Raw genomic sequence first — 26,538 nt, 5'->3', positions numbered from 1 at the left:
TAGATGCCTGCGACACCATCAATCAGTTATTATAAGGAGAGGTATATGCCACAGGTAAAAATATTCGCGGATAGCACCTCCGATCTGCCTGCAGATTGGATTGTGAAATATGACATAGGGATCATTCCCCTCTATGTAGTGTTTGAAGATGCAACTTACCGGGACGGGATCGACATCACTCCAGAGGGGCTCTATCGCAAAGTCGATGCCGGGGGCGTTCTTCCGAAGACGACGGCGCCTTCGCCAGCCGATTTCATAGACATCTTCCGCCCGTATATCGAGCGTGGCGAGACGATCGTCTATATCAGCCTGTCTTCCAAGCTGTCCGCTACCTATCAGAATGCCCTGATCGCGGCGGAGGAATTTCCACGAGGACGGATTCATGTCATCGATTCGCTGAATCTGTGCAGCGGCATCGGACTGCTCGTTATGAAGGCCGTCAGGGCGGCGGAGCAAGGCAAGAGCGCGGAGGAAATCGTCGCTCTGATCAAGCAGATCAGACCGCTGGTAAATACCGAATTTGTCATTGATACACTAGAGTATTTATATAAAGGCGGACGCTGCTCCGGTATGCAAAATTTCATCGGCAGCCTCTTGAAGATCAGACCGATTCTGAAAGTGATCGACGGTTCGATTATTCCGGCCTATAAGGTCCGCGGCAAAAAGGACAAGGCCGTACAAAAAATGCTCGACAACGCACTCGCAAATCGCGAAGCGATGGATCAGGATCTGATTATCGTCGCTCATACGCTGGCCGAGGAAGAAGCCCAGCAGCTGGCCGCCGTGCTTAGAGAACAGACAGGTGCGCGAGAAGTGGCTATTTCTCAAGCGGGTTGTGTCATTTCGAGCCATTGTGGCCCACATACCGTAGCAATCATGTATACTAAGAAGTCTGGAGTTTAAACAGAAGACAAAGCTTTACTATACAACACATAAGGAGGACTACAAAATGGGAAACATTAAAATATTCACAGACAGCACATGTGACCTGCCATCCGATTGGATTGGGAAGTATGACATTGGCATCATTCCCCTGTATGTCACCTTTGATCAGCAGACTTATAAAGATGGTGTTGATCTGGATACCCCGATGCTATATCAGAAAGTTAGTGAGACTGGAAAGCTGCCGAAGACGGCCGCTCCTTCCCCAGCCGACTTCACCCAAGCCTTCTCTCCCGCAATAGCGGAAGGCAGGGATATTCTATATATCAGCTTGTCATCCGAGCTATCGTCTACGTATCAGAATGCCCTGATCGCTGCAGCCGAATTTCCGAAGGGTCGGGTTCATGTATTCGATTCATTGAACCTGTCAACTGGGATCGGACTGCAGGTCATGAAGGCGGTCAGAGCAGCGGAAGACGGTCGGGGCATGGAAGAGATTATGGATCTGCTGCATCGAACCCGTCCGCAGGTGGAGACGGAATTTGTCATCGATTCGCTTGACTATCTCTATAAGGGCGGACGCTGCTCGGGTATGCAGAACCTGGTCAGCAGCCTGCTGAAGATCAGACCGGTGATCAAGGTGATCGATGGTAAGATGACCCCAGCCTATAAGGTGCGCGGCAGCCGTGAGAAGGCGCTGCAGCAAATGCTGGATAATGCGCTGGCTCGCGTAGACGACATGGACAATGACCTGATCTTCGTCACTCATTCCCTCGCGGATGAAGATGCCGTCTATTTGCAGAATATTCTGCAGGAGAAGACCGGAGCAAGAGAAGTCGCTATCTCCAAAGCTGGCTGCGTCATCTCCAGCCACTGCGGCGCGAAGACGATCGGGATTCTATATACGAAGAAGACCCTTTAATTCAGAAACACGGATCTGCTATAATCACAATACCCGCCTTCATCGGCGGGTTATTTGTTTTAATGCCCTCCGTTAATATTTCACCTGCCAAGCTGAGCCTCTCCCTCACATATCACCGCCCCGCTTGAATATACTTAGTTACAGCTACTTTTTAAATCCTGACATTCCGATAGGGAGGTGCCCACCGTGTCATCTTCATTTGAACAGAATAAGTCTAGCTTCGTGGTCTCCAAGGAAGACTGGTCGCTGCACCGTAAAGGCTATCAGGACCAGCAGCGTCACCAAGAGAAGGTACGGGAAGTGATCAGACAGAATCTGCCTGATCTGATTACAGAAGAGAATATCATCATGTCGGACGGCAAGCAGATTATCAAGGTACCGCTGCGCAATCTGGAGGAGTACCGCTTCATTCATAACTATCAGAAGCAGAAGCATGTCGGGCAAGGGGATGGGGATAGTGAAGTGGGTGATGTGCTGGCCCAGGATCAACCCAAGGATGCCGGCAAAGGCGGTAAGGCAGGCAATCAGCCCGGCCATGATGTCGTAGAGGCCGAGATCAGCATCGAGGACCTGGAGAATATGCTGTTCAGTGAATTGGAGCTTCCCTTCATCCAAGAGAAGGAGAAGGACGAATTGGAGACCGTCTCCTTCCGTTTCAACGATGTCCGCAAGAAGGGCCTGATGTCCAACATAGACAAGAAACGAACGATATTGGAGAATCTGCGCCGCAATGCGACCTCCGGTTCACCCGGCATCCATGGCATATCCCCGGATGATCTGCGCTATAAAACCTGGGAGGATGTGAAGCTCCCCCATTCCAATGCGGTCATTATCGCCATGATGGATACCAGCGGATCGATGGGCAATTTTGAGAAATACTGCGCGCGCAGCTTCTTCTTCTGGATGACCCGCTTTCTGCGCAAGCAGTACGAGAAAGTTGAGATCGTATTCCTCGCACATCATACGGAAGCCAAGGAGGTTACCGAGCAGGACTTCTTCACCCGGGGAGAGAGCGGCGGAACGATCTGCTCCTCTGTCTACCAGAAGGCGCTGGAAATCATCGATGAACGCTATCCCCCATCCAGCTACAACATCTATCCCTTCCATTTCTCTGACGGCGACAATCTGACCTCGGACAATGTACGCTGCACCCGGCTGATCGGCGAGCTATTGAAGCGCTCGAATATGTTCGGCTACGGTGAGGTGAATCAATACAACCGGAGCAGCACACTAATGTCGGCCTACCGGAATTTGACGCATGAGCGGTTCCTGTACTATGTCATTAAGGAAAAGGGTGAAGTATATCAGGCCTTGAAGCGCTTTTTCCACAAACGGGAGGGGGAAAAATAACATGACGACCGAGCTGGAGCAGCTAGAATACTCGATTCAGGAAATTATGGAGATCGCCGACGGCTTCGGGCTGGATTATTATCCGATGCGTTATGAAATATGCCCTGCAGACATCGTCTACACCTTCGGAGCCTATGGTATGCCGACTCGATTCAGCCACTGGAGCTTCGGAAAGACCTTCAACAAAATGAAAATGCAATACGATTTCGGATTAAGCAAAATCTATGAGCTCGTCATCAACTCCAATCCCTGCTACGCCTTCCTGCTTGAAGGTAATTCGCTGATTCAGAACAAACTGATTGTCGCCCATGTGCTCGCCCACTGTGACTTCTTCAAGAATAATCTGCGTTTCTCCGCCACGAATCGGGATATGGTCGAGAGCATGGCGGCAACTGCTCAGCGGATCAATGGTTACGAGCTGATCCATGGTGCTAGCAAGGTGGAAGCCTTCATCGATGCCGTGCTGGCGATCCAAGAGCATGTCGATCGTCAATTGATCAAGCCGCAGCGCTACGATAAGCGTCAGCAGATGGAAGCGAAGCAGCGCCTGGCCAAGGAGCAGCGAAAGGCACCGATCCGGCAGGGAGAGTATGACGATCTGTGGGAGCTGGAGACCCAAAGCGCCGCCCTCCCGGATAGCGGGGAGGCGATTCCTTTTCCACCGGAGCCCGAGAAGGATGTGCTATGGTTCATACAGGAATACTCCGAGGATCTGGAGGATTGGCAGCGTGATATTATGAGCATGCTGCGCGAGGAGATGCTCTACTTCTGGCCGCAGATGGAGACGAAGATCATGAATGAGGGCTGGGCTTCTTACTGGCATCAGCGCATACTGCGTGAAATGGATCTGAGCAGCGAGGAGACGATCGAATTCGCCAAGCTTAACGCTTCTGTCGTGCAGCCTTCCCAGAGCCTGAACCCCTATTATTTAGGTTTGAAAATATTCGAGGATATCGAGCGGCGCTGGAACGAGCCAACAGAGGAAGAACGGACGAGATTCGGGCGGGTCCCCGGACAAGGCCGGGAGAAGATCTTCGATGTACGCGAGCTGGACTCCGATATTTCCTTCCTGCGCAGCTACTTGACGAAGCAACTAGTGGATGATCTGGATCTGTATATTTTCGAGAAACAGGGCCCAGAGTGGAAAATCACTGACAAGGCCTGGGAGAACGTGCGCGATCAACTGGTCGCCTCCCGCATGAATGGCGGATTTCCTTACATCGTCGTGCAGGACGGTGACTACAATCGTGCTGGCGAGCTGCTGCTGAAGCATCAATACGAAGGGCTTGAGCTAGATCTGAAATATTTGGAGCGGACGCTCCCTTATGTCTACACACTCTGGGGCAGACCCGTTCATCTGGAGACTGTAGTCGAAGACAAGAGCGCTATGTTCAGCTATGACGGCAATAAAGTGAGCCGAAGGATTATATAGACCATGAGGACTTTCTAAAAGCCTGCAGTTTTGCAGGCTTTTCCCATTTACCACCCTCCCTAAGCGGGAGAAGCTGCATTTTTAAGGTTACAAGAGGCTGCTCTAAATTGTAAGGAAACTAGATATCGCTATTTGTGTCAAACAAAGGGATTTGAAAATCTAACGAAACGGGGTATCGCTATCAGGGCAAATCAGGGGCGAAATGAGGATTTCTACCCCAATAGCGATATGGTGTTTCGTTAGATTTGAGTGGGTGCTGATTTCGCCGAAATAACGTTATGGTGTTTCGTTAGAGCTCCGAAAGACTGGTTAACTCTTTTCCAGATCATCACCGAGCGCGACCGCATACATATACCACGAAGCATGGGGTAGCCACTGCTCGGCCCAACGCCAATTATCATCTACAATCCCCGGTACGGATTTAAGGAATAATTCGATGTCTTGCTCATCGGTTAATCCTGACGTAATTCCATTACAGATGCCACCCGGACAGTTCATATAATCGAACCCGTTCACGAAATGGTACTGCGGATTGTTGCGTCCCGAGCCTTGAAGCATACAGCTATCGAAGGGATTGAGCCCGAGAATCCAATTCAATTGCGCATCTGCATACCTGAGCAATCTGCCCCTCAGGTCAGCCTCAGCATCCTCCTTCAAATGCTTGGCCAGCAGTCTGGCCGCCGCTGCAAGAGACGCTAGCCGGGCATTCTCTCCTTGCCACCAAGGGGAAGCTTCTGTCTGATGCGGCAGGAAGAAGGAAGTATACCTTCTGCCATCAACACTCTGCACCAATTGCCGCGCCAGATGGAACGGATTGCTGGTCTCCCGCGTAATCTGCAATTCGAACTCCATGGCCTTTTGCGCCGCCTCAAGTATCTTGCTTCTCCGCTCTTGATCCTTCTCCGCTCCAAATAATTCAACAAGGAGACGACAGGTAATCCGGCATCCGAAGGATGGAAGAACGGACGTCCTTCCTCATTAGCGCTCCAGTAACCACTCCAACTCCCCACTTGAATGCAAATATCCGATGAGTCGCTCTACGCATTCGCCTGCTTTTTTCAGATAATCCGGTTCCAGAGAAGCCTTATACAACTCAGTCAGAGCCGTTAACTCACAATACTCATCCAAGAGATTCGGCGTCCCATCATTCAAATATTCAGCATGATGCTCGGCCAGATGGTCATAGGCTTCACGCGCCGCCTACAAATATTGCTCGCGCGTATAATCGCCGGGATAGGCGTGCCTGCTGGCCGCAGCCAGCGCTGCGCTTTGAAGTAGAAAATCACATTCGATAGAATACTGTCCCTCGGTCTGCAAGTCGTCAAAATCAGCCGTCCAGAAATGCCATTCCCTCCATTTATCCACCCTGCCACAGCGCTGAGCATTTCCAGAGTAGACAGTCTGCCCGCTCTTAGAATCTACCACCCGAAAGCCATTCACCTCATCTGCATCCCCGCCCATAATAACAGCGCGCTTACTTCCATTTGACTCATAGCCAATATGATTGATTAGAATCTTCATCCGGCCTTCCCCTCTCTTTCCAGTCTAGTAATCAACCTGTCTTCTCATAGTCCCATGCCAGACAAGCCGCACCGAGCAAGCCCGCCACCTGCGGCCCCAGCTCTGTGACCGTTATTTCCTTCAAGCCTCTTCTGGATACCCCGGTCGTATTCTGATAGATAAAAGAACTGAGCTCCTTCAACAGCCAGCCGTCCCGCATCACGCCCCCGCCCATAATAATCGCTTCCGGATTAAGAATATTGACGAGATTGACCAGTCCGATCCCGAGCGACCAGATGAATTCCTTATGTATCTTCGTCGCCAGTGAATCTCCCTGACGCGCGGCCTTGAAGATATCGGCGGTAGTAATCTCACCGGATTTAACCAAAGGGAGCAGCCTGGAATTGGGATACTCGCTGATCCAGCGGATCACCCGATTGATCATCCCGCCTCCGGACGCTGCTGATTCCAGGCACCAGCTACTGCCGCACATGCACTGCTCCATATCACGACCGACGAAAATGTGACCGACTTCACCTGCATAGTTGGACGCTCCCCGTATAAGCCTGCCGTCGCTTATGATTCCCGCAGCAACCCCGGTGCCCACATTCACATATAGAAAATGGCGGTATTCACGGCCTTTGCCCAGATGCAGCTCCGCCAGCGCCGCCGTATGTACATCATTATCGAGGGCGACATTCATTCCATATCGCAGCTTCAAATCCTCCCTGAATCGGATCATCTCCATCCCAGGCAATCTCATCGTGCCAAGCCAGTCTCCCTGCTCGAAGTCAACATGTCCGAACACCCCAACACCGATATTTCCGGACAGATTCTCCTTGCGGTGCTCATGTATGTAATCCGCGATAGAATGGTAGATACTGCTCTTTAATAGCGATTCCGTACTCAAGTCAATCCCGTATCTGGTCTGATGAACGATTTCCCCCTGTCGCGTTACCGACCCGATCAATATTTTCGTCGCACCTATATCAATTCCTACAGTTACCGGTCCATCAATACCAACACGCATTTTGTAGATCTCCTTTCTATTTATCCTGATCTATGTAATCCTTATATATACGATTAGACTTCATTACAGTTACAATAATTTAGCCGCCTTCTTATCGAGGATAACCGTCAAAAAGGGATGAAGCTGCAGCACAGACGCAGGAACAAGAGGCGTCCCCGGCTCATTAAATCCGATATGCCCATTACTCCCCACACCAACAATTCCTAGATCAACAGAATGCTCGTCAAGCAGTCTGTCATACTCGGCACAGGCCGCCTGCAAATCCGCAGCTAATCCATCGGGCATATGAATATGGTCGCTCCGAACATTCACATGGTGCAGCAGCTGATGACGAATCCGATAGCTGACGCTTCTTGGATCGTCAGGGGGTAATCCGATGTACTCGTCCAATGTAAACGCATACATTTTGGCTTAATCAACATGCCACTGCTGGTGCAAACGAACTAACTCCTGATGCAGCCCGATCGTTGTCTGGCCGCCCGCAAGCATCATGACGCTCTCCGGCTTCGCGATGACCTGCTTCGTAACTTCAAGTGCAGCAGTAATGTGGAACTGTTCCTCTGTATCCTCTACTATGATCCTCATGAAGCACCTCCCATGATGTGTTTTCACCTCTATATTACCCTCTCTATACTTGAATTTGAGGTGGAAAATCTTCTAATCCAGGGTTAATATTGTACAATACAAAAAAGAGCCGTCTATTTCGACAGCTCCATAAATCCTTCCCCGAACACATCACGCACATCATGAATCGTAATAAATGCACTCGTATCGATCGCTTTCACGATCTTCTTCAGTTGACTGATCTCCTGCTTACTAATGACAATATACAAAATTTCCTGCGGCAGCTTCGTATAGAAACCATGTCCGTGAAGCACCGTAACGCCCCGCTCCATCACGACATTCACCTGCTCGGCGATCTGATTTTGCTCCTTGGACACGATCATGACCGCTTTTCTCGGATTCAGACCTTCGATAATAAAATCCATCACCTTAGTACCGATATACAGCATCACAATGGTGAACATCAGACTCTGTACGCCAATAATGAACAAAGAAGCGAAGGCCACGATCAAATCGAAGAATAGCAGAGCATAGCTAACATTCCAATCCAGATACTTATTCATGATTCTTGCCAATATCGTCGATCCGGCTGTCGTCCCGCCCACCTTAATAATCAAGCCGATACCGACCCCGGCAAATACTCCGCCGAAGATCGCATTGATCATCAAATTATCGGAAGCGATAGTCCAGCCCTCGGTAAGATACAGGAAGAGAGAGTTGAATGTGACAGCGATAATCGTATAGACCGTCGTCTGCTTATCAAGAAACTTGTAGCCTACTACTAGCAGTATCGCATTAAGAACGAAGTTAACCAGACCGGGAGACCAGCGAAATAAATAGTACAGAATGATCGTAACCCCAGTAACTCCGCCCTCGCCAAAATCATTCGGAATAACGAACAGATTAACATCCAATGCAAAAATTAACGCACCAATCATAATGGTTACAATATCGGCCAATCTCTTTTTCATGAAGTATGTCCCTTCTTGTGCAATATGTAAGTTTTACCGTCAACTCCAAAACCATGTAATTTTGCCCGCCCAAAAAAATTGGAAAGAGCGCACCGCGACAAGGGTACGCCCTGTTTTTAAATATAGGATTGGACTGCTGTCTAAATTCAGTTCCCGATCAAAGGCTACTTCTTAATTGTAGTGTAAAAATTGTGATTTGTTAAGACATTTTCAGAAAATGAATAAATATTCAATGATGCTGAAATCTGTTATTTCTCACCTTGCTATCGGTTCAACAAACTGCCCACATACCGAAGCAGCTCATTCGCGCACACGGGGCAATAGCCATGCTCATCGATCAGACGCTTGCTTACTTCATTGATGCGTTTCAACTGATTCTCATCCGGCGTCTTGGTCGACGTCGTGATCTTGACGATATCCTTCAAATCCGCGAATAGCTTCTTCTCAATCGCTTCACGCAGTCGGTCATGATGATTATATTCGAACTTGCGGCCTTTCCGGGAATAGGCGGATATTCGGATTAGAATCTCTTCGCGGAATGCTTTTTTGGCATTTTCAGAAATACCGATTTGCTCCTCAATCGAGCGCATGAGCCGCTCATCCGGGTCCAGTTCCTCGTCGGTCAGCGGATCGCGATGCTTCGTCCAGTTGCAGAAAGCTTCTATATTATCAAGATAGTTCTCGAACAGCGTCTTGGCCGATTCTTCAAAAGAATATACGAACGCCTTCTGGACTTCCTTCTTGGCGATCTCATCATACTCCTTGCGGGCAATGCTGATGAAGTTCAAGTATCTCTCTCTTTCTTCCTTCGTAATGGAGGCATGCTGATCCAGTCCATCCTTGAGCGCCCGAAGAATATCAAGCGCGCCCATGCACTGAATATCCTGCTTGATCAGAGCGCTGGAAATCCGGTTAATGACATAACGCGGGTCAACGCCGGACATTCCCTCCTCCAGATATTCATTTTGCAGCTCTTTCAGATCGGCATCCTTATAGCCCTCGACCTCTTCCCCGTCATAGAGGCGCATTTTCTTGACCAGATCGACCCCTTGCTTCTTCGTCTCCTTCAATCGGGTCAGAATAGAGAAGATCGCTGCCGAACGCAGAGCATGTGGCGCAATATGCACATGTCCCATGTCACTTTGACCGATCAGCTTAGCGTAGATCTTCTCCTCCTGCGATACCTTCAGATTATAGGGGATCGGCATGACGATCATCCGCGATTGCAGCGCCTCATTCTTCTTGTTGGCGATGAAGGACTTATACTCCGACTCGTTAGTATGGGCCACAATAAGTTCGTCCGCGGAAATAAGGGCAAATCTTCCAGCTTTGAAATTACCTTCCTGTGTCAAAGACAACAGATTCCACAGAAACTTCTCATCGCATTTCAACATTTCCTGGAACTCCATTAACCCCCGGTTTGCTTTATTCAATTCGCCGTCAAAACGGTACGCTCGCGGATCAGACTCCGAGCCATATTCCGTAATTGTCGAGAAATCGATACTCCCTGTCAGGTCAGCAATATCCTGTGACTTCGGGTCCGAAGGGCTGAACGTGCCGATGCCGGTTCGGCTATCCTCAGACATGATAATTCTCTCCACCGGCACTTTCTCGATATCCCCGTTGAACTCCGTCCTCAGTCTCATTTGGCAGACCGGGCAGAGGTTCCCCTCAATCCGCACATTCAGCGATCGCTCGACCTCCGGGCGCAGCTCATGCGGAACCAGATGCAGGGGCTCTTCGTGCATCGGACAGCCGGAGATAGCATAGACTGCACCGCGATCCGTACGAGAGAACTTCTCCAGGCCACGCTTAAGCATCGTGACGATCGTTGATTTCCCGCCGCTCACTGGGCCCATTAACAGCAAGATCCGCTTGCGCACATCCAGTCTCCTGGCAGCGGAGTGGAAGTATTCCTCGACCAGCTTCTCCACCGCCCGATCCAGCCCAAAGATCTCCTGCTCAAAGAACTTATACTTCTTCCGGCCGTTGACCTCTTCCACACCATAAGACTCAATCATTTCATACACCCGGGCATGCGCCGTCATGGCGGGCGAAGGATCCTCAGCGAGCAGAGCGACATATTCTTTAAATGTTCCGTTCCATGCCAGAGCATCGCTTTCCGCCCGGTAAGACGCTATTCGTTCAAAAATATCCATGTTCGGTACCTCCTGTACTCCGCTTGGGGTCTCCCCGTCCCTTGATCCTGATCCTGGTTGTTCAAAAGTCCACTATCGATAGTAAAACGTACACTCACTATTACAGTAAGCTTGCAACCTTACTTCAACCACGCCACCTACTACATAACTCAATTTGAAAAAGTGTATTACATACCTATGCGGAAACAAGCAAGAAGTTGACCTTTTTTCTCTGTATAAATTATTCCCGTCGGAATAGTTGATTTAATATGTACTCTGTACGTGGAACACCTGGGCCCTCTCCCTGATCGCGAACCGTTCGAGCTGCATTTCCGGCTGTGCTATAATTTGACTAGTATGGATAGCCTGGTATGGATGGAGAGTCGTGGGAGTTGGGGGGCAACCTCTGAAAGCTGCAAATATGCAGCCTGTTGAAAAGCACGGCCAAGTCTCCCTCCTGGAGCTCCGGAGCGCTAACGAAACTCCATATCGTTATTTTCGCAAAATCGGCCCCCATTCAAATCTAATGAAACTCCATATCGCTATTTGAGCAGAAATCCACCATTTAGCCGTTTTTTGGCCGCAATAGCGATACCCTTTTCGTTACATTTTAAAATCGCTCCTTTTGATGCAAATAGCGATACCTAGTTTCGTTACAACTCAGGGCAGCCTTTTTCGAAATAGCATTTTTAATGATACATAACGTTCCCAGTTACATATAAATTTTAGGATATAAAGGAGAGGCAATATGGCAGTCAAGCATGAGACGGAATTGTATGCTCCGCTGAAGGCTTTTTTTGAGGAGCGGGGCTATGAAATTAAAGGCGAGGTACGGCATTGCGATCTGGTCGGCTTCCACCCGGAACAAGATCAGCCGCTAATCGTCGAAATGAAGAAAAGCTTCAATTTGCCCCTCCTGCTGCAAGGAGTGGAGCGCCAGAAACTGAGCAGCGAGGTCTATTTGGCCGTGGAGCGAACCCGTGCCAAGAAAGGAGCCCACAATCAGCGCTGGAGCGACATTACGAATCTATGCCGCAGACTTGGGCTCGGCTTCATTACGATTACGCAATACAAAACTAAACCGCCTTTTGTGGAGATCCACTGTTTGCCTGGAGATCATCTGCCAGCGCCTTCCCAAAGGATCGTGAAGACCCGGGCTGCGCGTCTGCAATATGAATTCAAGGAAAGAAGCGGTGACTACAATATTGGCGGCAGCCACGGCACCAAACTGATGACTGCCTATCGTGAGAAGGCGCTGCGCGTAGCTATGGTGCTGCAAGAAGGCGGAGAAATGGCCCCGAAAGACATCAAAGCGCTAAGCGGCATCGGACAGGCGGCGACCATCCTGCAGAAAAATTACTACCATTGGTTCCGCCGAGTCTCTCGTGGCCGCTACGTCCTAACCTCCGAAGGCGAGCACGGACTTAAGCAGTATGGTCACATTATCGATGGCTGGCGCAATGCCGCTCCAACTGCTGAGAAATAGACTAAACCGCTTATTGGCATGCAGGTAGGAACCTATTGCATGGAAATCTTTCAACATATTGGTTTGAGAGGGGCAAGGCGCTAACAGATGCTTGTGAACTTTTACGCATAGATTGGGCTGGTGACGCACCATGCGTGCGTAGATAATTAGTTATAAACCGTGCTAACCGCGCAACTTTTGTGTTCATGATCCAAACTAGCTTAGAACGGAGTAACTTTGAGCAGGGGCGCGTAACTCATTCAACATATTGGCTTGGGACGGGCTAAGCGAGCAGAGAGTAACTCCGTTAGGGTAGTAATTCCTGCAAAAATGCAGGCTTTATCATAATTATAGGCTCGAAAAAGAAAATTCCTGCGATTATGCAGGTTTTTGCTTAGGATCAGCCTGGTTTCGAGAAATTTGGAGGAAATGCCTGCATATTTGCAGGAATTTCACGGAAACAGGCGGTTTTGTGTGTTAAAGCCTGCATTTTTGCAGGCTTTTTGATATTTCGATACTCTTTAGGTACTCCGGAGCTTCCACGCACGGTGTTTGCAGCATAACAGCTAGCTTCTTGCCGTGAATGCCGAGAGGGCATCTCCAATCCGGGCCACTCCTTCCGCGATTCCCATGCTCGGGTAAGCCGCGAAGTTAAGGCGCAGCCATCCGCCTTTTCCAAGCGGTGATAGCTCTGGATCTGGCGTATTCTGATCAGGTGCATAGCATCGATGGCTCGGCACGAAAGCTGTCCCCTCCAGCAAAGAAGCCCTGAGCAGTGCTTCAGGATCGATTTCCTCGGGAAGGCGCAGCCACAGGAATAGGCCGAACCCTGGATCATGAATCTCGATGCCCCGCCAATCAGCGGCTTTGAATAATTGCTTCATATATATTCGGCGGGCTTCATATTCCGCCAGAATCTCGGCCGCATGCTGCATTAATGAGAAGCTGGCATCTGCCAGCAGTGAATGAAGCATAAGGCGGCCGCGACAGGCAGCCGGGCTAAGCAGGGCTGCCTGGGGATGAGCGGCGGCGAGCCTGTCGAGCATCGCCGCATCAGCGCGCAGCCAAGCTAGCGGCTGCGCAGGGAACAGGGCCCGCTCGCACGCATCCAGTCCGATCACGCTTGTTCCCTCTCCTTTGGCATCCTGATGCCAAAGGGAATACAAGCTATCGGACGGCTCCCCATGCGGTGCGGAGCCCGCCCCGAGCGCGCCGCCACGCCCGGCGGCGGCGCGCGCAAACCCCGGCACCCCGCTGGGGGTGCCGTCCTCCACGATCGGCACGCGATGCCGATCGCACTGCTCCAGCAGCGCAAGCTTGCGCTGCTGGCTCCACACCGCGCCGGACGGCCCGGCGCTATGCGGCGGCGTCACATACACCAGCGCCGGCTTCGCCGCGCTGATCAGACGCCGCAGGTCGTCCGGCAGCATGCCGTCCCGGTCACAGCTGACCGGGACAGGGATCGCGCCGCGGCTGCGCAGCGCCCACAGCGCCTCCGGCGAGCTGGGCGTCTCCACCAGCACCGCGTCGCCCGGCTTAAGCAGCGCGCTGAACACAAGCTCCAGCGCGGCTGCCGCACTATCCTGTAGCAGCAGGCGATCCGCCGCCGCTGCTACCGCTCCACGATCTCCGCCTTCTACCTGCTCATAGGCGGAGCATAGCCACTGCTGAAGCCAGACCGAAGCTTCAGCAGCAGCCTCCTCCAGCTCCTCTTCGCCCTGGAGCCGACCAGCTCTCTGCAGCTCCTCCTCAATTCGCTCCAGCCGCTGCTTTATCGCAGGCAGCTCCCCGCCGCAGCCTCCCGCAAAAGATATCAAATCTCCGTCTCGAATAAACCCCTCAATCTCATCCCCCAATATTCCCGGCAGACGCTCTATCATCTGCTTCAGCCACCCCTCCACGTTCATCCCCCATTTCCCGATTCATCACCCTAAGGCGATTGTACCTGAGGACAAATTGTTGCAGCAAATCAATTCAAATCGATTCACCCCCAAATCCTCCTGGGCTCCCTCCCAATCCAGCTGGCGATCCCTCTATTTTCCTCTCGCTTTCAGCCACCCCATCACTAGAATAGCTGGTATACAACATTTTGCGAGAAACGATACCACATGATAGAATGTAATCTTGGAAATGATATCTAGAGGTGATATGATGCGTTACTCTACAGAGCCGGCGACAGACAGCGTCCCCAACAGAAAGAAACGCAAGCCTTCCGCGAAGCTGGTTCTACTAACCTGGGTTCTACTAATTGCTCTTGGCGTTACTGGCGCTTATTTATACAGCAATCATTTGAAAGAATCGATGATCACACAGATGAATCTGGAAATACAGACCCGCACGGAAGCGATGAAGACGGACTACACAGCGCAGCTATCGGATCTATCCGCTCAGATTGAAGAGCTGAACAGCAAAGTTGAAGTCTTCAATGAACTGCTGACCTTCACGAAGGACAACTCGAGCGACAAGACCGACAACAGCAATAAGCTGTACTCGCAATTAAATGAAGTCAAGAAACAACTGGCCGCACTGCAGAAGAAGATGGATCTATTAAAATGATGACGCCTATCAAACAAATCAATCGTTTTTTTCTGCTCGCCACAGGACCTTTCCTCGGTCTGCTGATCGCGATGCTGATTAGCGGACCCGGTCTGCATCTTCATCAGGAGACCCGGCCATTTACCGTCGATACGGGCATCCCTGCTGCCACCACTGCGATTTCCGCACAGCTGGATCAAGCAGAACAGGATGCCAAAGTAACAATAACGTCGATTAAGAAGACTGCTGAACTGTACAACAAGACAACCTCGACCATGTCCAAAATCGTACAGACCTCACAAAATGCAGCCAAACGCCCGGAGATCATCTATAACCATAAAATTACGAGCAAGCTCGGCTCTCCTTACAAGACGATTGAGTCAGACCGGATTCGAATCGAGCTGTTCACCGTAAATCCTGGCTCTTATCGCGGCTATGCCATGAAGGTGAAGCTCAAATCTCCCGATGCGATGAAGATGACACTGGGCAAGGACAAACTAGGCGGCGCTGAGACTACATTGGCAGCAGCCAAACGCTATGGCGCCGTCGCAGGGATTAATCCCGGAGGATTCGCCGACTCCGAAAAAGAGCGCTACCCGCTAAGCACAACCATGCTGAACGGCAAATATTTAGGTAGCTTCGAACCAAGCTATAAGGATCTATTCTTCGTAGGACTTAATAAATCGGGGAAACTGATCGGTGGAAAATTCTCCAGTCAGGAGCAATTGGATCGGCTGAATCCAGAATTCGGCGCTTCCTTCGTTCCGATTCTACTGAAGAATGGCCAGAAGCAGGAAATCCCGGCAAAATGGAAAACCTCTCCTTTACGCGCACCACGAACTGCTATCGGCAATTACAAGGACGATCAGTTGCTGATCATCGTCGTGGACGGATATAATGAGAAGGGTGGCTCCGGTGCTACACTGGAGGAACTACAGGGCAGACTATATAAGCTGGGAGTTCAAGATGCGTACAACCTGGATGGCGGTGGCTCATCCTCGCTTGTCGTTAACGGCAAGATCGTGAACCATCCTTCCGATGGTCAGCTTCGTCCTGTTCCTACACATTTTCTATTTTTCAAATAAAAAGATAACTGCTAAAATACACTTATTTTCCGGAAAATGGACCCGAATTTAGAAAATAAGTGTGTTTATACAACTACTTGGACTTGATTTTACCGTAAACGGGGCTTTCGGCGAGAAATAGTTGTATTTATACAGTTATTTCTCAGGTGGATAGTAACAAGCAGCAATATAGTTGCATATTCGCACTTATTAGCTGACCTGCGCCATCGGCAACGCGATTTCTTCACTTGTCTATGAACAATATCATATTTTAGATTTATTTTTGTCGCGGAGATGGATATAATAGGAACAAGAGATGCTAACTTGGAGGTGTCGTCCTTGTCTTTCTCATTGACGTACTGGATTATCGCTATTGTATTGGCCATGTTCTTATGCGGAATTCTTACTTCATCCTACAACGATGACAAAACCAAAGGATTATAATAAATAAGCTTCCCGAGTCCGGGAAGCTTATTTATTATGATTAGGTCAGATGGGTCATCTCGACCAGACATTGGTTACAGATAGAACGCTCTTTGAAGTCACTAACATGCTCCATGGAACCGCAAAACACACATTTTGGGCGATATCTTTCCAGAATGATATGATCGCCCTGTACGAGAATTTCTACAGGATCACCTTCATTCATTTGGTATCTTTTACGCAACGACTTTGGCAATACGATTCTTCCCAGTTGATCCACTTTCCGGACCACACCAGCAGGTTTCATGATATGATACACCTCTCCAACATTAATTATTATGTAAAAATAGAACGAAATACCTAGCTAAAATATATATTTCGCTATTTTTTTGCAGATTCCTGCTAATATCGACAGTTAAATATAATCGTCCGGCTTCCCCAATACCGGATCTGTTAACAGCAGGGTTATGTATTTGACCACGACCAGCGATCATCTGCTGTTAAAGTATAACAAATTTCAACGCGGCGTGGTCTATTAATCTAGAAAGCTTTCAGGATTATTCCATCCCGGGGAAGCCGATCTGTCTCAATGCTTCATATACAATAATGGCCGCCGAGTTGGACAGATTGAGCGAGCGCACTTTGTCGCTCATCGGCATTTTCATCAATGTATCTGGATGTGCCTCCAGAATTTCCGGGGATAGCCCTTTAGTCTCCTTGCCAAACACCAGGAAATCCCCATCATGGAACTGAAAATCTGTGTAATAATGCTTGGCCTTCGTCGTTGCAAAAAAGAAGCGGCTGCCCGCGTATTTCTCTTCCACTTCCTGGAACGAGTCGTGATACTCGATATTTACGGCGTACCAATAATCGAGACCAGCCCGTTTCATCATCTTGTCATCTGTGCTGAAGCCAAGCGGACGCACCAAATGCAAATGGGCGCCTGTTGCGGCACAGGTTCTGGCAATATTCCCGGTGTTCGCCGGAATTTCCGGCTCCACAAGTACGATATGCAATGCCATGCTGATCAACACCTCATCAATGGTAGAATCTGTATTTCTCTATAGCTGTCTAAAGGTAGTCCTAACCTATTATAACAGTTTAGACTTCGAAGTATAAGAATCGTTTTAAAAATATAATCATAACAAAATGAAAAACCTCCCATCGCCAGCGGCAACGGAAGGTCCATACTGTAGAGCCAAACTTAATTAACCGTTTTGTTGTTGGAAATGATTCATGAAATCAACCAGGGCCTTAATGTTGTCATACGGAACAGCGTTGTAGATCGAAGCGCGAAGGCCACCGACACTACGATGTCCCTTCAGACCCACAAAGCCCTCTTGCTCCGATAGCTTGATGAACTGCTTCTCCAGTTCTTCATCAGCCAGGCGGAACGTCACGTTCATCAGGGAGCGGCTCTCCTTACTTGCACAGCCACGGAAGAATCCGCCGCTATTGTCGATCGCATCATACAAGAGAGCGGCCTTCTCGCGATTGTTCTTCTCAACCGCCTGCAGACCTCCTTGCTCTTCAATCCAGCGCAATACTTCATTCACCATATAGATAGAAAAGGATGGCGGGGTATTATAGAGTGAATTGTTATTGGCATGAGTATCATAGCGAAGCATGGACGGTATATGCTTAGGTGAATCGTTCACCAGCTCTTCACGAGCGATCACGACCGTCACCCCGGAAGGACCGAGATTCTTCTGTGCCCCGGCGTAGACCATACCGAACTGGCTCAGATCGAACGGACGGCATAGAATATCGCTCGACATATCCGCAATCAGCGGCACGCTGCCTGTATCCGGATATTGTGTGAACTGGGTACCTTCAATCGTCTCATTGGAAGTAAGATGCAGATAGGCCGCATTCTCCGGCAATTGCAGCTTGCTAAGATCCGGAATAGACATGTACTTGTCTTCCTCCGAGGAAGCCGCAACTACAGTCTCACCGATCAATTTTGCTTCCTTAATCGCCTTGTTGGCCCAGCTTCCTGTTTTCACATAGGCCCCGACCTTGCCTTCTGTCAGAAGATTCATCGGAATCATAGCGAACTGTGTAGATGCTCCGCCCTGCAGGAATAGCACTTTATAGCCTTGCGGATTGCCTAGCAATTGCAGCAGACGACTGGACGCCTCATTGTGGACCCCTTCATACACAGCCCCGCGATGGGACATCTCCATGATCGACATTCCTGTACCATGAAAATCAACAAATTCAGCTTGTGCACGTTCCAACACCGCGAGCGGCAATGCAGCCGGCCCGGCGTTAAAGTTATAAGCTCTCTTACCCATTTCTCCCCATCCTCTCCTGTTATCCCTTTAATCTGCTTAGAATTTTGATAAGCATAATCATAGCAACTATTCTTTTTAACGGCAAGCTGATATTTCAGTATATAGCATCAATTCGCAGAATTGACACATTAACGCTTCACCAAGATATAGTATAAATTTTTATGCTTTATAGAACTCATAAACCCTAGACCAGCTATAGATTTCACCTGGAGCAACATGCAGTCTAATGAATATTTCTGGTGAAATGACATGCTTCTCTCCCCATACCGCGATAGAATCGACCGTATATGTGCTAATCTCTCTTACGCCGGCCCGACTCTCGCTGTGAAATAGATCCCAGATCCATCCCTGAGGCTTATAAGCTTGAGCTGCCCCCCTCAGACGGAAGTAGAACCAGCTCTCCTGCCTACCGCTCCAGTGAATTTCACGGCCTTGGAATAGCATGTGATCCATCGATCCCTCTTCGTCTACCTCAGGCTCCAGTTCGAACGGAAATTTCAAGGTATAACCCGGCCCAATCCCCCGCTGATCCATGCCGAGAAAATTATGATTATATTCGGTCGTAGAGATCGTTTTGCTGCCTTCATTATGCAAGTTGTAGTCGATTATGAGACGATGGTCCTCGAGGCGAACCCGCTTCTCCAGCCGGGCCGCATAGCCACGACACTCCTGGGGATAGATGGTGTAGCTTAGCTCAGACGCACTATCTTGTATAACCTCCTGGCGAAAAGGAACCACCGGGTACTGCTTATAAAACTGATACGCCGCCTCATCCCCCCGAGTTAACAGGCCGACCCCCAGCTTGGGGAACATCTCACCGGGCTGGGTCTCTTCATATCCAATCGGATCAGCGATGCCGAATTCGTTGCACAGTCCCTCGCCGCCCGTGCCTAATCCCGGAGTAGGACTCTCCGGTACACAGAAGCTGTGATTCCCTTGCCGCAGTGTCACTCCCGTAATGAAGCCGCTCCAATCGAAGCGCGTTCCTCGATAATGTCCTTGCTCTGCAATATCAACGATCAATTGCTCATTCTTTAACTGATAACCCATACTCATTCTTCCTCTCGCAAAATAGTTCTCCTATCCCTTTATGGGCTTATCAGATAAGTATACCTTCCTCCGCGCTTTTCGTTAATACACCCCGTTTGCTTTTCTGTCGCCCTTTCATCCCGCCGCCGGGTTTGATACAATTTAATTAATGATTAAATCGATGAAAAGAGGCTAATTCGATGAGAGACGAGATCATCAACCGCTTTACTTCCTATGTGCAAGTTGACACCCAATCCAATGAAGACAATCTAGTCTGCCCGTCCACTCCCGGACAAATTACGCTAGCCAGACAGCTCGTTGAAGAGCTGGAGGCCATCGGGATGGAGGATATCAGTCTGGACGATAATGGTTATGTGATGGCGACTCTTCCGGGCAACACCGTCAAGGACGTCCCCGTCATCGGCTTCCTGGCCCATATCGATACCGCGACCGATTTCACCGGCGCTAACGTGAAGCCACAGATCATAGAACAATATAACGGTGGGGATATTGTCCTGAATAAGGAAGGCGATATCGTATTATCACCGCGTGATTTCCCAGAGCTGGACAAATACAAGGGACATATGTTGATTACAACCGATGGCACAACCCTATTAGGCGCGGATGATAAGGCTGGCATAGCTGAGATTATGACCGCGATGAACTATTTGATCCAGCACCCGGAGATTAAGCATGGCACTATCCGCGTCGCTTTTACACCGGATGAGGAAATCGGCCGGGGACCGGAGCGTTTTGATGTAGACGCCTTTGGAGCTGAATTTGCTTACACCGTAGACGGTGGGCCATTAGGTGAGCTGGAATATGAGAGCTTCAATGCCGCCGCCGCCAAAATAACCTGCAAAGGCGTAAGCGTCCATCCCGGATCAGCCAAAGGTAAAATGGTCAATTCCGCCAAGATCGCGATGGAATTCAACGCCATGCTGCCCGCTGCGGAGGCCCCTGAGCACACCGACGGCTATGATGGCTTCTACCATCTTTCCTCGATCACGGGCGATGTAGAGCAGACCAAGCTCCATTACATCATCCGCGACTTCGACCGGACGAATTTTGAAGCCCGCAAGGCCAAGATGGTGAGCATTGCTGATGAACTTAAGGCGAAATACGGCCCGGACAGAATTACGCTCGATCTGCGCGATCAATATTACAACATGCGCGAGAAAATCGAACCTGTGATGGATATCGTGAACGTAGCCGCTGAAGTCATGAAGGATCTGAAGATCGAACCGATCATCACCCCGATCCGCGGCGGTACCGACGGCTCCCAGCTCTCCTATATGGGCTTGCCGACGCCAAATCTGTTCGCTGGCGGTGAGAACTTCCACGGCAAATTCGAATATGTATCCGTAGATAATATGATCAAGGCGACCGAAGTAATTATCGGCATCGCCCGTAAATTCGAAGAAAGAGCGCAGTCCTAATGGACTGTGCTCTTTCTCTGCCTTCGGGCTTCTTTCTTACAGGTCATAATACAGGCCGAATTCATACGGATGGACGCGAATGGCCACCGCTCTGGCCTCAGCACGCTTAAATTCAATATAGTTCGCGATGAACTCTTTCGTGAACACGCCGCCCTCCGTCAGGAACCCGCAATCTGCCTCAAGCGCATTCAGCGCTTCTTCAAGCGAACCCGGCACGCTGCGAATTCCATCTTTTTCCGCCCGCGATAGCTCATATATATTTTTATCGAATGGCCCGTAGCCTTCCTTCACCGGATCGATCTTTCGCTTAATACCATCAAGCCCCGCCATCAACATCGCCGAAAAAGCAAGATACGGATTCGCCGTTGAATCCGGGGTACGGAACTCGATCCGGCAGCCTTTAGGCGTCACCGCCGCTACAGGAATCCGTACGGCCGCGGAGCGATTGCCTTTGGAATAGACGAGGTTTACCGGAGCTTCATAGCCCGGAACCAGACGCTTGAAGGAATTCGTGCTCGGATTCGTAAATGCGATCAAGGCCGGAGCATGGTACAGAATACCGCCGATATAATGCAGTGCCGTCTCGCTTAGATTCGCATAGGCCCCTTTTTCATAGAACAACGGCGTATCGCCATTGAAGATCGATTGGTGCACATGCATGCCGCTGCCATTATCGCCGAAGAGCGGCTTCGGCATGAAGGTCGCGGTCTTGCCGAACTGAATCGCTGTGTTGTGGACGATATATTTATAGACCATCAGATTATCCGCCGTATTCAATAAGGTATCGAAGCGGAAGTTAATTTCCGCCTGGCCCGCGGTCGCTACTTCGTGGTGATGCCGTTCCACCTGGAGTCCCGCTTCTTCCAGCAGCCGGCACATCTCACTGCGGATATCCTGCTGCTTGTCAGCCGGAGCTACGGGGACATAGCCACCCTTTACAGGGATTTTGAAGCCGCTATTGCCACCTCCCTCGGAACGGCCCGTATTCCAGAACGCTTCCTCCGAGTCAACAGAATAAGAGGTACCGTTAATCTTATTCTCATAGCGCACATCATCGAAGATGAAGAATTCCGATTCCGGTGCGAAGAAGGCCGCAGTTCCTATCCCGCTTCCCTGCAAATATTCCTCCGCCCTTACAGCAATGCTGCGCGGGTCACGCTCATATCTCTCGCCTTCCGGCGTGTAAATATCGCAGAATACATTCAGCGTCGGATGGGCGGTAAATGGGTCCACATATACCGCGCCGTGATCTGGCATCATCACCATGTCAGATTCCTCGATCCCGCGAAAGCCAGGGATGGAGGAACCGTCAAAAGCTACCCCGTTAACGAATGTATCCTCATTCACCTGCTTGGCGGGAAGGGTAATATGATGGGCTCGGCCGGACAGGTCGACAAACCGGAAATCCACCCATTCAATTCCTTTTTCCTTGATCGTTCTCATTACAAGCTCTGCTGACATGTCGTTTCCTCCCCAGAACACGAACGTTATAACCGTTATCCATCGATAACGTTCATGCTTTCGTTTTATTCTGAGGTCATTATAAAACCACGAAAATAAGCCGTCAATAGCGATGTAAGGTATTTTTATACCATATGTCAGGTATTGTTACATCGAGTACAAACTTATAGACAAATAGTATAAAAGCCCTCCGGTCTGGACGACGGGAGAGCTCTGTTTACACCTACCAAGCACATATAAAATGGTGAACATTAGCGTCTGCAGCTATCCGTGTTGAATGAGCTTAGGGGTATCAAATCTCTTGCCTACGAGCGGAGACAGCTTCTCCAGATCTCGCAGCAAAGCAGCAAATTGCTCCGGGAACAGGGATTGCACGCCATCTCCCGTCATCGAATTGTCTGGATCGGTATGCATTTCGATAATCAGCCCATCCGCACCAGCAGCTACCGAAGCCTTCGTCATCGGCTCCACCAGTTCACGGCGTCCAGTGCCATGGCTCGGATCAGCGATCACAGGTAAATGGCTTAATGAATGGAGCACAGGAATCGCCGCCAAATCCAACGTATTGCGGGTGTAGGTCTCAAAGGTGCGGATGCCCCGCTCACAGAGCATCACATTCGGATTGCCTCCCGCGAGAATGTACTCTGCCGCATTCAGGAATTCATCATAGGTCGCACTAAAGCCCCGCTTGAGCAGCACCGGCTTGCCGCTGTCGCCAAGCTTGCGCAGCAGATCGAAATTCTGCATATTCCTTGTCCCGACCTGCAGAATATCTGCATACTCTGCACACACATCGACATACTCCGGAGTCATGACCTCCGTAATCGTCAACAGGCCATACTTCTTGCCAGCCTCGGCCATCATGGCCAGCCCTTCTACACCGATGCCCTGGAAGCTGTAAGGGCCCGTACGTGGCTTGAACGCCCCTCCGCGCAGCACCTGCCCACCCGCCGCCTTCACCAGACTGGCGATCTCGTCAATTTGCGCCGGAGATTCCACCGCGCACGGGCCGCCCATCACGACCAGATCCCCGCCGCCGATCTTCACATCTCCGATCGTGATAACCGTGTTCTCAGGATGAAAATCACGGCTCGCCAATTTATATGATTTCGAGATTTTAATCACATTCTCAATATCCTTCATCTGCCGGAGATGCTCAGCCAGCTTCGGTTCGATGCTGCCAATCAGCCCGATAATCGTGCGATCCTTGCCACGTGAAATATGAACCTGCAGCCCTTCCTTCTCAATCACCGCCACGATCTCCTGAATCCGTTCCTCAGGCGTACGATTTGAAGTTACGATAATCATGAAATTCCACCCTTTCATTCGCGTTGACATTATATGCTTTTAGACATAAACGCTTTTAAGCTTTTAATAATTAAAGCAAATATACTTCATCCTCCCCTTTCCGTCAAGAGCGCCTCCCCCATTTCGCCAATAGATTACAGTCATAAAAAAACGGCAAACCACGCGAAGTCTATTCGATGTGAATCAATAGACTTCGGTGATTTACCGTTTCATTTCAACTCTTACTATACGTCTCTACTTCTTCTTGGCACCGACTTTAATAGGCGGCAGCAGCTTCTGCATATTGACCGTCCTGACGATCTCCCAAGTGGATGGGTCATCCGGGTTATACTGTTCCAGATAATTAATGACTTCCTTCGTGATCGGCGTAGGCGTGGAAGCCCCCGAGGTAACAGCTACCTTATTGATGCCTTGCAGCCATTCCCGCTTGATCTCCGTCACATCGGAAATCCGGTATGCCGTCACCCCGGCGATCTCCTCCGAGACTTGAGCAAGCCGATTGGAATTATTACTGCGTGGATCACCTACGACGATGACCAGATCAGCCTGACTGGCCTGCTCGGCCACCGCTTGCTGCCGCATCTGGGTAGCGAGACAGATCTCATTGTGCACCTCAGCCCCTGGGTATTTCTCTAGCAGCTTCTTCATAATATGCTTGATATCCCATTGGCTCATCGTCGTCTGATTCGTAATAATAATCCGATCCGCTGTCACATGCAGATCCGCGATCTCCTCTTCCTTCTCGATCAGATGAACCTTGTCGGGAGCAACGCCGATGGCCCCTTCTGGCTCCGGATGCCCCTTTTTGCCGATATAGATAACCTCGTAGCCCTCAGCTACCTTCTCCTTGATCAAAACATGCGTCTTGGTCACGTCAGGACAAGTAGCATCCACCATCGTCAGCCCTTTCTCACGGGCCAATTTCCTGACCTCTGGGGAGACACCATGAGCGGTAAAAATCACAGTCCCACTCTCAACCTGCTTCAGGATTTCCACCCGGTTCGGGCCATCCAACGTAATAATCCCCTCATCCTCGAAGGATTGGGTAACATGACTGTTATGCACAATCATGCCAAGAATATATATAGGCCGCGGTAGATCAAGATTCTGGGCCGCCTGTCTGGCCAGCACCATCGCATCGACGACCCCATAGCAATAGCCTCGCGGCGTAATTTTAAGCACTTCCATTGAAATAATCCCTTCTTTCCATAACGCCCCTCCTAGGGAGATAAGCGGATAATAAGAACCCTCCCTATTATAGCCTATTCAGGCAAGGCATTAAAGACAGCTGGAAGCCAGATGATGAAAGTGGTCCCTTCCCCCTGCTTGGTTACTACCTCCACCGAGCCATCATGCTCATCGATAATCCACTTCGCAATCGATAAGCCGAGCCCGACGCCCTGAATCTCGCCACGGGATGGATCGGCCCGATAGAAGCGCTCGAAGATGTGTGGAACCTCATCCTTATCCATGCCTATGCCGGTATCGCTGATCCGAATCCCAATCTGCTCTCCCTGCCTTGCCGCATCGATCGTAACGCTGCCCTCAGGCGTATATTTGAAGGCATTCTCAATAAAGATGAACAGCAGCTGCTGCAAATAATCCTTATTGCCCATAATAGCAACGCCTTTTACCGCTTCAAGATCCCCCTGCAGCCAAGCCGCGTTACGGGGAAGAAACTGTGCTCGGCGAATGACCTCCTCGATTAATGGCGAGAGTGCCAGCGGCTCCTTAGCGATAGTCTTGCCCGCATCGGCTCGGGCCAGCGACAGCAGATCATTGACTAGACGGCTCATCCGCCGTGATTCATCGGCGATATCCGTAATCGCCTCCAGTGTATAGACGCGCTTCTGCTCTTCATCCAGCTCTACCCGTTTCTCTCCATCCTGCCCCCACATTTTCTGCAGCAAATCAACATTGCCGCGGATCGTCGTCAACGGTGTCCTTAGTTCATGAGAAGCATCGGAGACGAAGCGGCGCTGCGTTAAATAGGCTTCATCCAGCTCATTATAGAAGCCCTCGGTACGCTCCAGCATGCGATTGACCGTCCCGATCAGCTGGCCGATCTCATCATCCGGCCCATCATAATCAATCCGTACACTCAGATCATTCCCGGTCTGGATTCCATTCGCCGCCTCAATCACCTTGCCGATCGGCGCCATCGACTGGCGTGCTAAGAACATACCTAGCGTACCGGCAAAAACAAGCGAAATAGACGAGCCGATCAACAGCACGGTCCTGACCAGGTCCAGCAAGCGATCCTCTGCCCCGGTATAAGCGCCCATCTGCAGAAGGTGAACAACATCCTTAGTCTTATCATCGAATGTCAAAGGGCCTTGATATAGCAAAAAAGAGTTCGAACCGATATGAATTCTCTGAAAGCCTGTCATTTTTCGTTTCGATGAAGTTGCATCAGGCACAGGAAATTTAAGATTCAGATCCTGCATATTGGGCGACTGGCTCAGGGTCCGATTCAAATAGTTATAGACCTGCACGTAGATTTGTGCATCCTCCAAGCGATTGAGCTGACCCGCGTCTACTTGAACATTCAAATTATTCGTTAAATAAAAACTTGATCGAACCCGACTAACCTGCTCCTCCAGCCGATTCTTCACTTCCTGGTAAGTATAATACCTTACCAATCCATAGAACGAAGCACCGAATAAGATCAATACGACTGCCAATATGCTGGTGTACCAAGCGGTGAGTCGTAACCTAATCGACATGC

Annotated in this window: 24 protein-coding genes; 8 read left to right on the top strand and 16 right to left on the bottom strand. The window is 50.0% G+C overall.

Translation table 11 applies throughout. From position 1 onward, the window contains the following. The first annotated feature begins 45 nt into the window (after positions 1 to 45). The 4 genes from BFJ94_RS01345 (at position 46) to BFJ94_RS01330 (ending at position 4,586) form a co-directional block, all read left to right on the top strand. Positions 46 to 903: a DegV family protein gene (locus tag BFJ94_RS01345; RefSeq protein WP_120460487.1), complete on the top strand. Its 858-nt coding sequence runs from the start codon at positions 46 to 48 to the stop codon at positions 901 to 903. Positions 904 to 949: 46 nt separating this feature from the next. Beyond that, positions 950 to 1,804, top strand: coding sequence for a DegV family protein (locus BFJ94_RS01340; protein ID WP_120460485.1), 855 nt, complete (start codon positions 950 to 952; stop codon positions 1,802 to 1,804). A gap of 186 nt (positions 1,805 to 1,990) precedes the next feature. Further along, entirely contained in the window at positions 1,991 to 3,154 is a 1,164-nt protein-coding gene (gene yhbH, locus BFJ94_RS01335) for a sporulation protein YhbH (protein WP_120460483.1), read from the top strand. 1 nt (position 3,155) lies between these two features. Continuing rightward, on the top strand, positions 3,156 to 4,586 hold the full coding sequence (locus tag BFJ94_RS01330; RefSeq protein ID WP_120460481.1) for a SpoVR family protein: 1,431 nt from the start codon (positions 3,156 to 3,158) through the stop codon (positions 4,584 to 4,586). A gap of 309 nt (positions 4,587 to 4,895) precedes the next feature. Here the strand turns inward: BFJ94_RS01330 and BFJ94_RS01325 are convergent, their stop codons facing one another. The 7 genes from BFJ94_RS01325 to BFJ94_RS01300 all read right to left on the bottom strand — a co-directional run bounded on the left by BFJ94_RS01325 (position 4,896) and on the right by BFJ94_RS01300 (position 10,810). Next, positions 4,896 to 5,438, bottom strand: a complete 543-nt coding sequence (locus BFJ94_RS01325) for a glycoside hydrolase family 9 protein (RefSeq protein ID WP_120460479.1) — start codon at positions 5,436 to 5,438, stop codon at positions 4,896 to 4,898. Positions 5,439 to 5,786: 348 nt separating this feature from the next. Continuing rightward, positions 5,787 to 6,107: a cellulase N-terminal Ig-like domain-containing protein gene (locus BFJ94_RS01320; RefSeq protein WP_120460477.1), complete on the bottom strand. Its 321-nt coding sequence runs from the start codon at positions 6,105 to 6,107 to the stop codon at positions 5,787 to 5,789. A gap of 31 nt (positions 6,108 to 6,138) precedes the next feature. Further along, the gene (locus tag BFJ94_RS01315; protein WP_120460475.1) at positions 6,139 to 7,116 is read right to left on the bottom strand and encodes an ROK family protein; all 978 of its coding nucleotides are present in this window, start codon (positions 7,114 to 7,116) and stop codon (positions 6,139 to 6,141) included. Between the two features lie 69 nt (positions 7,117 to 7,185). After that, positions 7,186 to 7,521 carry a 6-phosphogluconolactonase gene (locus BFJ94_RS01310; protein ID WP_120460473.1) on the bottom strand — a complete coding sequence of 112 codons (336 nt, stop codon included), beginning with the start codon at positions 7,519 to 7,521 and terminating at the stop codon, positions 7,186 to 7,188. A 6-nt stretch (positions 7,522 to 7,527) separates the two neighbouring features. After that, entirely contained in the window at positions 7,528 to 7,701 is a 174-nt protein-coding gene (locus BFJ94_RS25275) for a hypothetical protein (protein WP_162944109.1), read from the bottom strand. 113 nt (positions 7,702 to 7,814) lie between these two features. Further along, the gene (locus tag BFJ94_RS01305; RefSeq protein ID WP_120460471.1) at positions 7,815 to 8,651 is read right to left on the bottom strand and encodes a YitT family protein; all 837 of its coding nucleotides are present in this window, start codon (positions 8,649 to 8,651) and stop codon (positions 7,815 to 7,817) included. 263 nt (positions 8,652 to 8,914) lie between these two features. After that, positions 8,915 to 10,810, bottom strand: a complete 1,896-nt coding sequence (locus BFJ94_RS01300; RefSeq protein WP_120460469.1) for a PrkA family serine protein kinase — start codon at positions 10,808 to 10,810, stop codon at positions 8,915 to 8,917. A 727-nt stretch (positions 10,811 to 11,537) separates the two neighbouring features. Here BFJ94_RS01300 and BFJ94_RS01295 point away from each other — a divergent pair. Next, positions 11,538 to 12,275: a DUF2161 domain-containing phosphodiesterase gene (locus BFJ94_RS01295; protein ID WP_120460467.1), complete on the top strand. Its 738-nt coding sequence runs from the start codon at positions 11,538 to 11,540 to the stop codon at positions 12,273 to 12,275. A 545-nt stretch (positions 12,276 to 12,820) separates the two neighbouring features. On the opposite strand, the gene BFJ94_RS01290 is transcribed toward BFJ94_RS01295, so the two are convergent. Further along, positions 12,821 to 14,155 (bottom strand): aminotransferase class I/II-fold pyridoxal phosphate-dependent enzyme, encoded by a 1,335-nt coding sequence (locus tag BFJ94_RS01290; protein WP_162944107.1) that lies wholly within the window; start codon positions 14,153 to 14,155, stop codon positions 12,821 to 12,823. Positions 14,156 to 14,405: 250 nt separating this feature from the next. Between BFJ94_RS01290 and BFJ94_RS01285 the strand changes: the two genes are divergently transcribed. Continuing rightward, complete coding sequence (locus BFJ94_RS01285) at positions 14,406 to 14,810, top strand: hypothetical protein (RefSeq protein WP_120460464.1); 405 nt, start codon at positions 14,406 to 14,408, stop codon at positions 14,808 to 14,810. Next, positions 14,807 to 15,874 carry a phosphodiester glycosidase family protein gene (locus BFJ94_RS01280; RefSeq protein ID WP_120460462.1) on the top strand — a complete coding sequence of 356 codons (1,068 nt, stop codon included), beginning with the start codon at positions 14,807 to 14,809 and terminating at the stop codon, positions 15,872 to 15,874. Before BFJ94_RS01285 ends, BFJ94_RS01280 begins: the two co-directional genes overlap by 4 nt. 463 nt (positions 15,875 to 16,337) lie before the next feature. On the opposite strand, the gene BFJ94_RS01275 is transcribed toward BFJ94_RS01280, so the two are convergent. From BFJ94_RS01275 to BFJ94_RS01260, 4 genes are all read right to left on the bottom strand, one after another. After that, positions 16,338 to 16,583: an AbrB/MazE/SpoVT family DNA-binding domain-containing protein gene (locus tag BFJ94_RS01275; protein ID WP_120460460.1), complete on the bottom strand. Its 246-nt coding sequence runs from the start codon at positions 16,581 to 16,583 to the stop codon at positions 16,338 to 16,340. A gap of 250 nt (positions 16,584 to 16,833) precedes the next feature. Continuing rightward, positions 16,834 to 17,298, bottom strand: a complete 465-nt coding sequence (gene trmL, locus BFJ94_RS01270; protein ID WP_120460458.1) for a tRNA (uridine(34)/cytosine(34)/5-carboxymethylaminomethyluridine(34)-2'-O)-methyltransferase TrmL — start codon at positions 17,296 to 17,298, stop codon at positions 16,834 to 16,836. Positions 17,299 to 17,484: 186 nt separating this feature from the next. Next, positions 17,485 to 18,573, bottom strand: a complete 1,089-nt coding sequence (gene serC, locus BFJ94_RS01265) for a 3-phosphoserine/phosphohydroxythreonine transaminase (RefSeq protein ID WP_120460455.1) — start codon at positions 18,571 to 18,573, stop codon at positions 17,485 to 17,487. 159 nt (positions 18,574 to 18,732) lie between these two features. Then, on the bottom strand, positions 18,733 to 19,623 hold the full coding sequence (locus tag BFJ94_RS01260; RefSeq protein WP_120460453.1) for a hypothetical protein: 891 nt from the start codon (positions 19,621 to 19,623) through the stop codon (positions 18,733 to 18,735). Positions 19,624 to 19,802: 179 nt separating this feature from the next. On the opposite strand from BFJ94_RS01260, the gene pepT reads away from it, so the two are divergent. Beyond that, the gene (pepT, locus tag BFJ94_RS01255) at positions 19,803 to 21,041 is read left to right on the top strand and encodes a peptidase T (RefSeq protein WP_120460452.1); all 1,239 of its coding nucleotides are present in this window, start codon (positions 19,803 to 19,805) and stop codon (positions 21,039 to 21,041) included. A 36-nt stretch (positions 21,042 to 21,077) separates the two neighbouring features. Here the strand turns inward: pepT and glnA are convergent, their stop codons facing one another. The 4 genes from glnA to BFJ94_RS01235 form a co-directional block, all read right to left on the bottom strand. Then, a complete protein-coding gene (glnA, locus tag BFJ94_RS01250) occupies positions 21,078 to 22,502 on the bottom strand; it encodes a type I glutamate--ammonia ligase (RefSeq protein WP_120460450.1) in 1,425 nt (474 codons plus the stop codon). 264 nt (positions 22,503 to 22,766) lie between these two features. Continuing rightward, positions 22,767 to 23,810 (bottom strand): 3-deoxy-7-phosphoheptulonate synthase, encoded by a 1,044-nt coding sequence (aroF, locus tag BFJ94_RS01245; protein ID WP_120460448.1) that lies wholly within the window; start codon positions 23,808 to 23,810, stop codon positions 22,767 to 22,769. A 234-nt stretch (positions 23,811 to 24,044) separates the two neighbouring features. Next, positions 24,045 to 24,998, bottom strand: a complete 954-nt coding sequence (locus BFJ94_RS01240) for a 4-hydroxy-3-methylbut-2-enyl diphosphate reductase (RefSeq protein WP_120460446.1) — start codon at positions 24,996 to 24,998, stop codon at positions 24,045 to 24,047. Between the two features lie 74 nt (positions 24,999 to 25,072). Beyond that, a complete protein-coding gene (locus tag BFJ94_RS01235) occupies positions 25,073 to 26,536 on the bottom strand; it encodes a sensor histidine kinase (RefSeq protein ID WP_120460444.1) in 1,464 nt (487 codons plus the stop codon). Positions 26,537 to 26,538: the final 2 nt, after the last annotated feature.

The organism is Paenibacillus aceti (assembly GCF_003614185.1).
GTDB lineage: Bacteria > Bacillota > Bacilli > Paenibacillales > Paenibacillaceae > Fontibacillus > Fontibacillus aceti.
The sequence above is the reverse complement of the archived record's forward strand: the minus strand, read 5'-3'. Positions and strand labels throughout refer to the sequence as shown.

Bases quoted from the DNA above. Each gene is read 5' to 3' on its own strand.
- BFJ94_RS01320 (WP_120460477.1), bottom strand. From the start codon at position 6,107: ATGAAGATTCTAATCAATCATATTGGCTATGAGTCAAATGGAAGTAAG.
- BFJ94_RS01305 (WP_120460471.1), bottom strand. From the start codon at position 8,651: ATGAAAAAGAGATTGGCCGATATTGTAACCATTATGATTGGTGCGTTA.
- BFJ94_RS01300 (WP_120460469.1), bottom strand. From the start codon at position 10,810: ATGGATATTTTTGAACGAATAGCGTCTTACCGGGCGGAAAGCGATGCT.
- BFJ94_RS01295 (WP_120460467.1), top strand. From the start codon at position 11,538: ATGGCAGTCAAGCATGAGACGGAATTGTATGCTCCGCTGAAGGCTTTT.
- BFJ94_RS01345 (WP_120460487.1), top strand. From the start codon at position 46: ATGCCACAGGTAAAAATATTCGCGGATAGCACCTCCGATCTGCCTGCA.
- BFJ94_RS01285 (WP_120460464.1), top strand. From the start codon at position 14,406: ATGCGTTACTCTACAGAGCCGGCGACAGACAGCGTCCCCAACAGAAAG.
- BFJ94_RS01280 (WP_120460462.1), top strand. From the start codon at position 14,807: ATGATGACGCCTATCAAACAAATCAATCGTTTTTTTCTGCTCGCCACA.
- aroF (WP_120460448.1), bottom strand. From the start codon at position 23,810: ATGATTATCGTAACTTCAAATCGTACGCCTGAGGAACGGATTCAGGAG.
- BFJ94_RS01325 (WP_120460479.1), bottom strand. From the start codon at position 5,438: ATGGAGTTCGAATTGCAGATTACGCGGGAGACCAGCAATCCGTTCCAT.
- BFJ94_RS25275 (WP_162944109.1), bottom strand. From the start codon at position 7,701: ATGAGGATCATAGTAGAGGATACAGAGGAACAGTTCCACATTACTGCT.
- BFJ94_RS01275 (WP_120460460.1), bottom strand. From the start codon at position 16,583: ATGAAACCTGCTGGTGTGGTCCGGAAAGTGGATCAACTGGGAAGAATC.
- BFJ94_RS01260 (WP_120460453.1), bottom strand. From the start codon at position 19,623: ATGGGTTATCAGTTAAAGAATGAGCAATTGATCGTTGATATTGCAGAG.
- BFJ94_RS01340 (WP_120460485.1), top strand. From the start codon at position 950: ATGGGAAACATTAAAATATTCACAGACAGCACATGTGACCTGCCATCC.
- glnA (WP_120460450.1), bottom strand. From the start codon at position 22,502: ATGTCAGCAGAGCTTGTAATGAGAACGATCAAGGAAAAAGGAATTGAA.
- BFJ94_RS01315 (WP_120460475.1), bottom strand. From the start codon at position 7,116: ATGCGTGTTGGTATTGATGGACCGGTAACTGTAGGAATTGATATAGGT.
- trmL (WP_120460458.1), bottom strand. From the start codon at position 17,298: ATGGCATTGCATATCGTACTTGTGGAGCCGGAAATTCCGGCGAACACC.
- BFJ94_RS01240 (WP_120460446.1), bottom strand. From the start codon at position 24,998: ATGGAAGTGCTTAAAATTACGCCGCGAGGCTATTGCTATGGGGTCGTC.
- BFJ94_RS01310 (WP_120460473.1), bottom strand. From the start codon at position 7,521: ATGTATGCGTTTACATTGGACGAGTACATCGGATTACCCCCTGACGAT.
- serC (WP_120460455.1), bottom strand. From the start codon at position 18,573: ATGGGTAAGAGAGCTTATAACTTTAACGCCGGGCCGGCTGCATTGCCG.
- BFJ94_RS01235 (WP_120460444.1), bottom strand. From the start codon at position 26,536: ATGTCGATTAGGTTACGACTCACCGCTTGGTACACCAGCATATTGGCA.
- BFJ94_RS01330 (WP_120460481.1), top strand. From the start codon at position 3,156: ATGACGACCGAGCTGGAGCAGCTAGAATACTCGATTCAGGAAATTATG.
- pepT (WP_120460452.1), top strand. From the start codon at position 19,803: ATGAGAGACGAGATCATCAACCGCTTTACTTCCTATGTGCAAGTTGAC.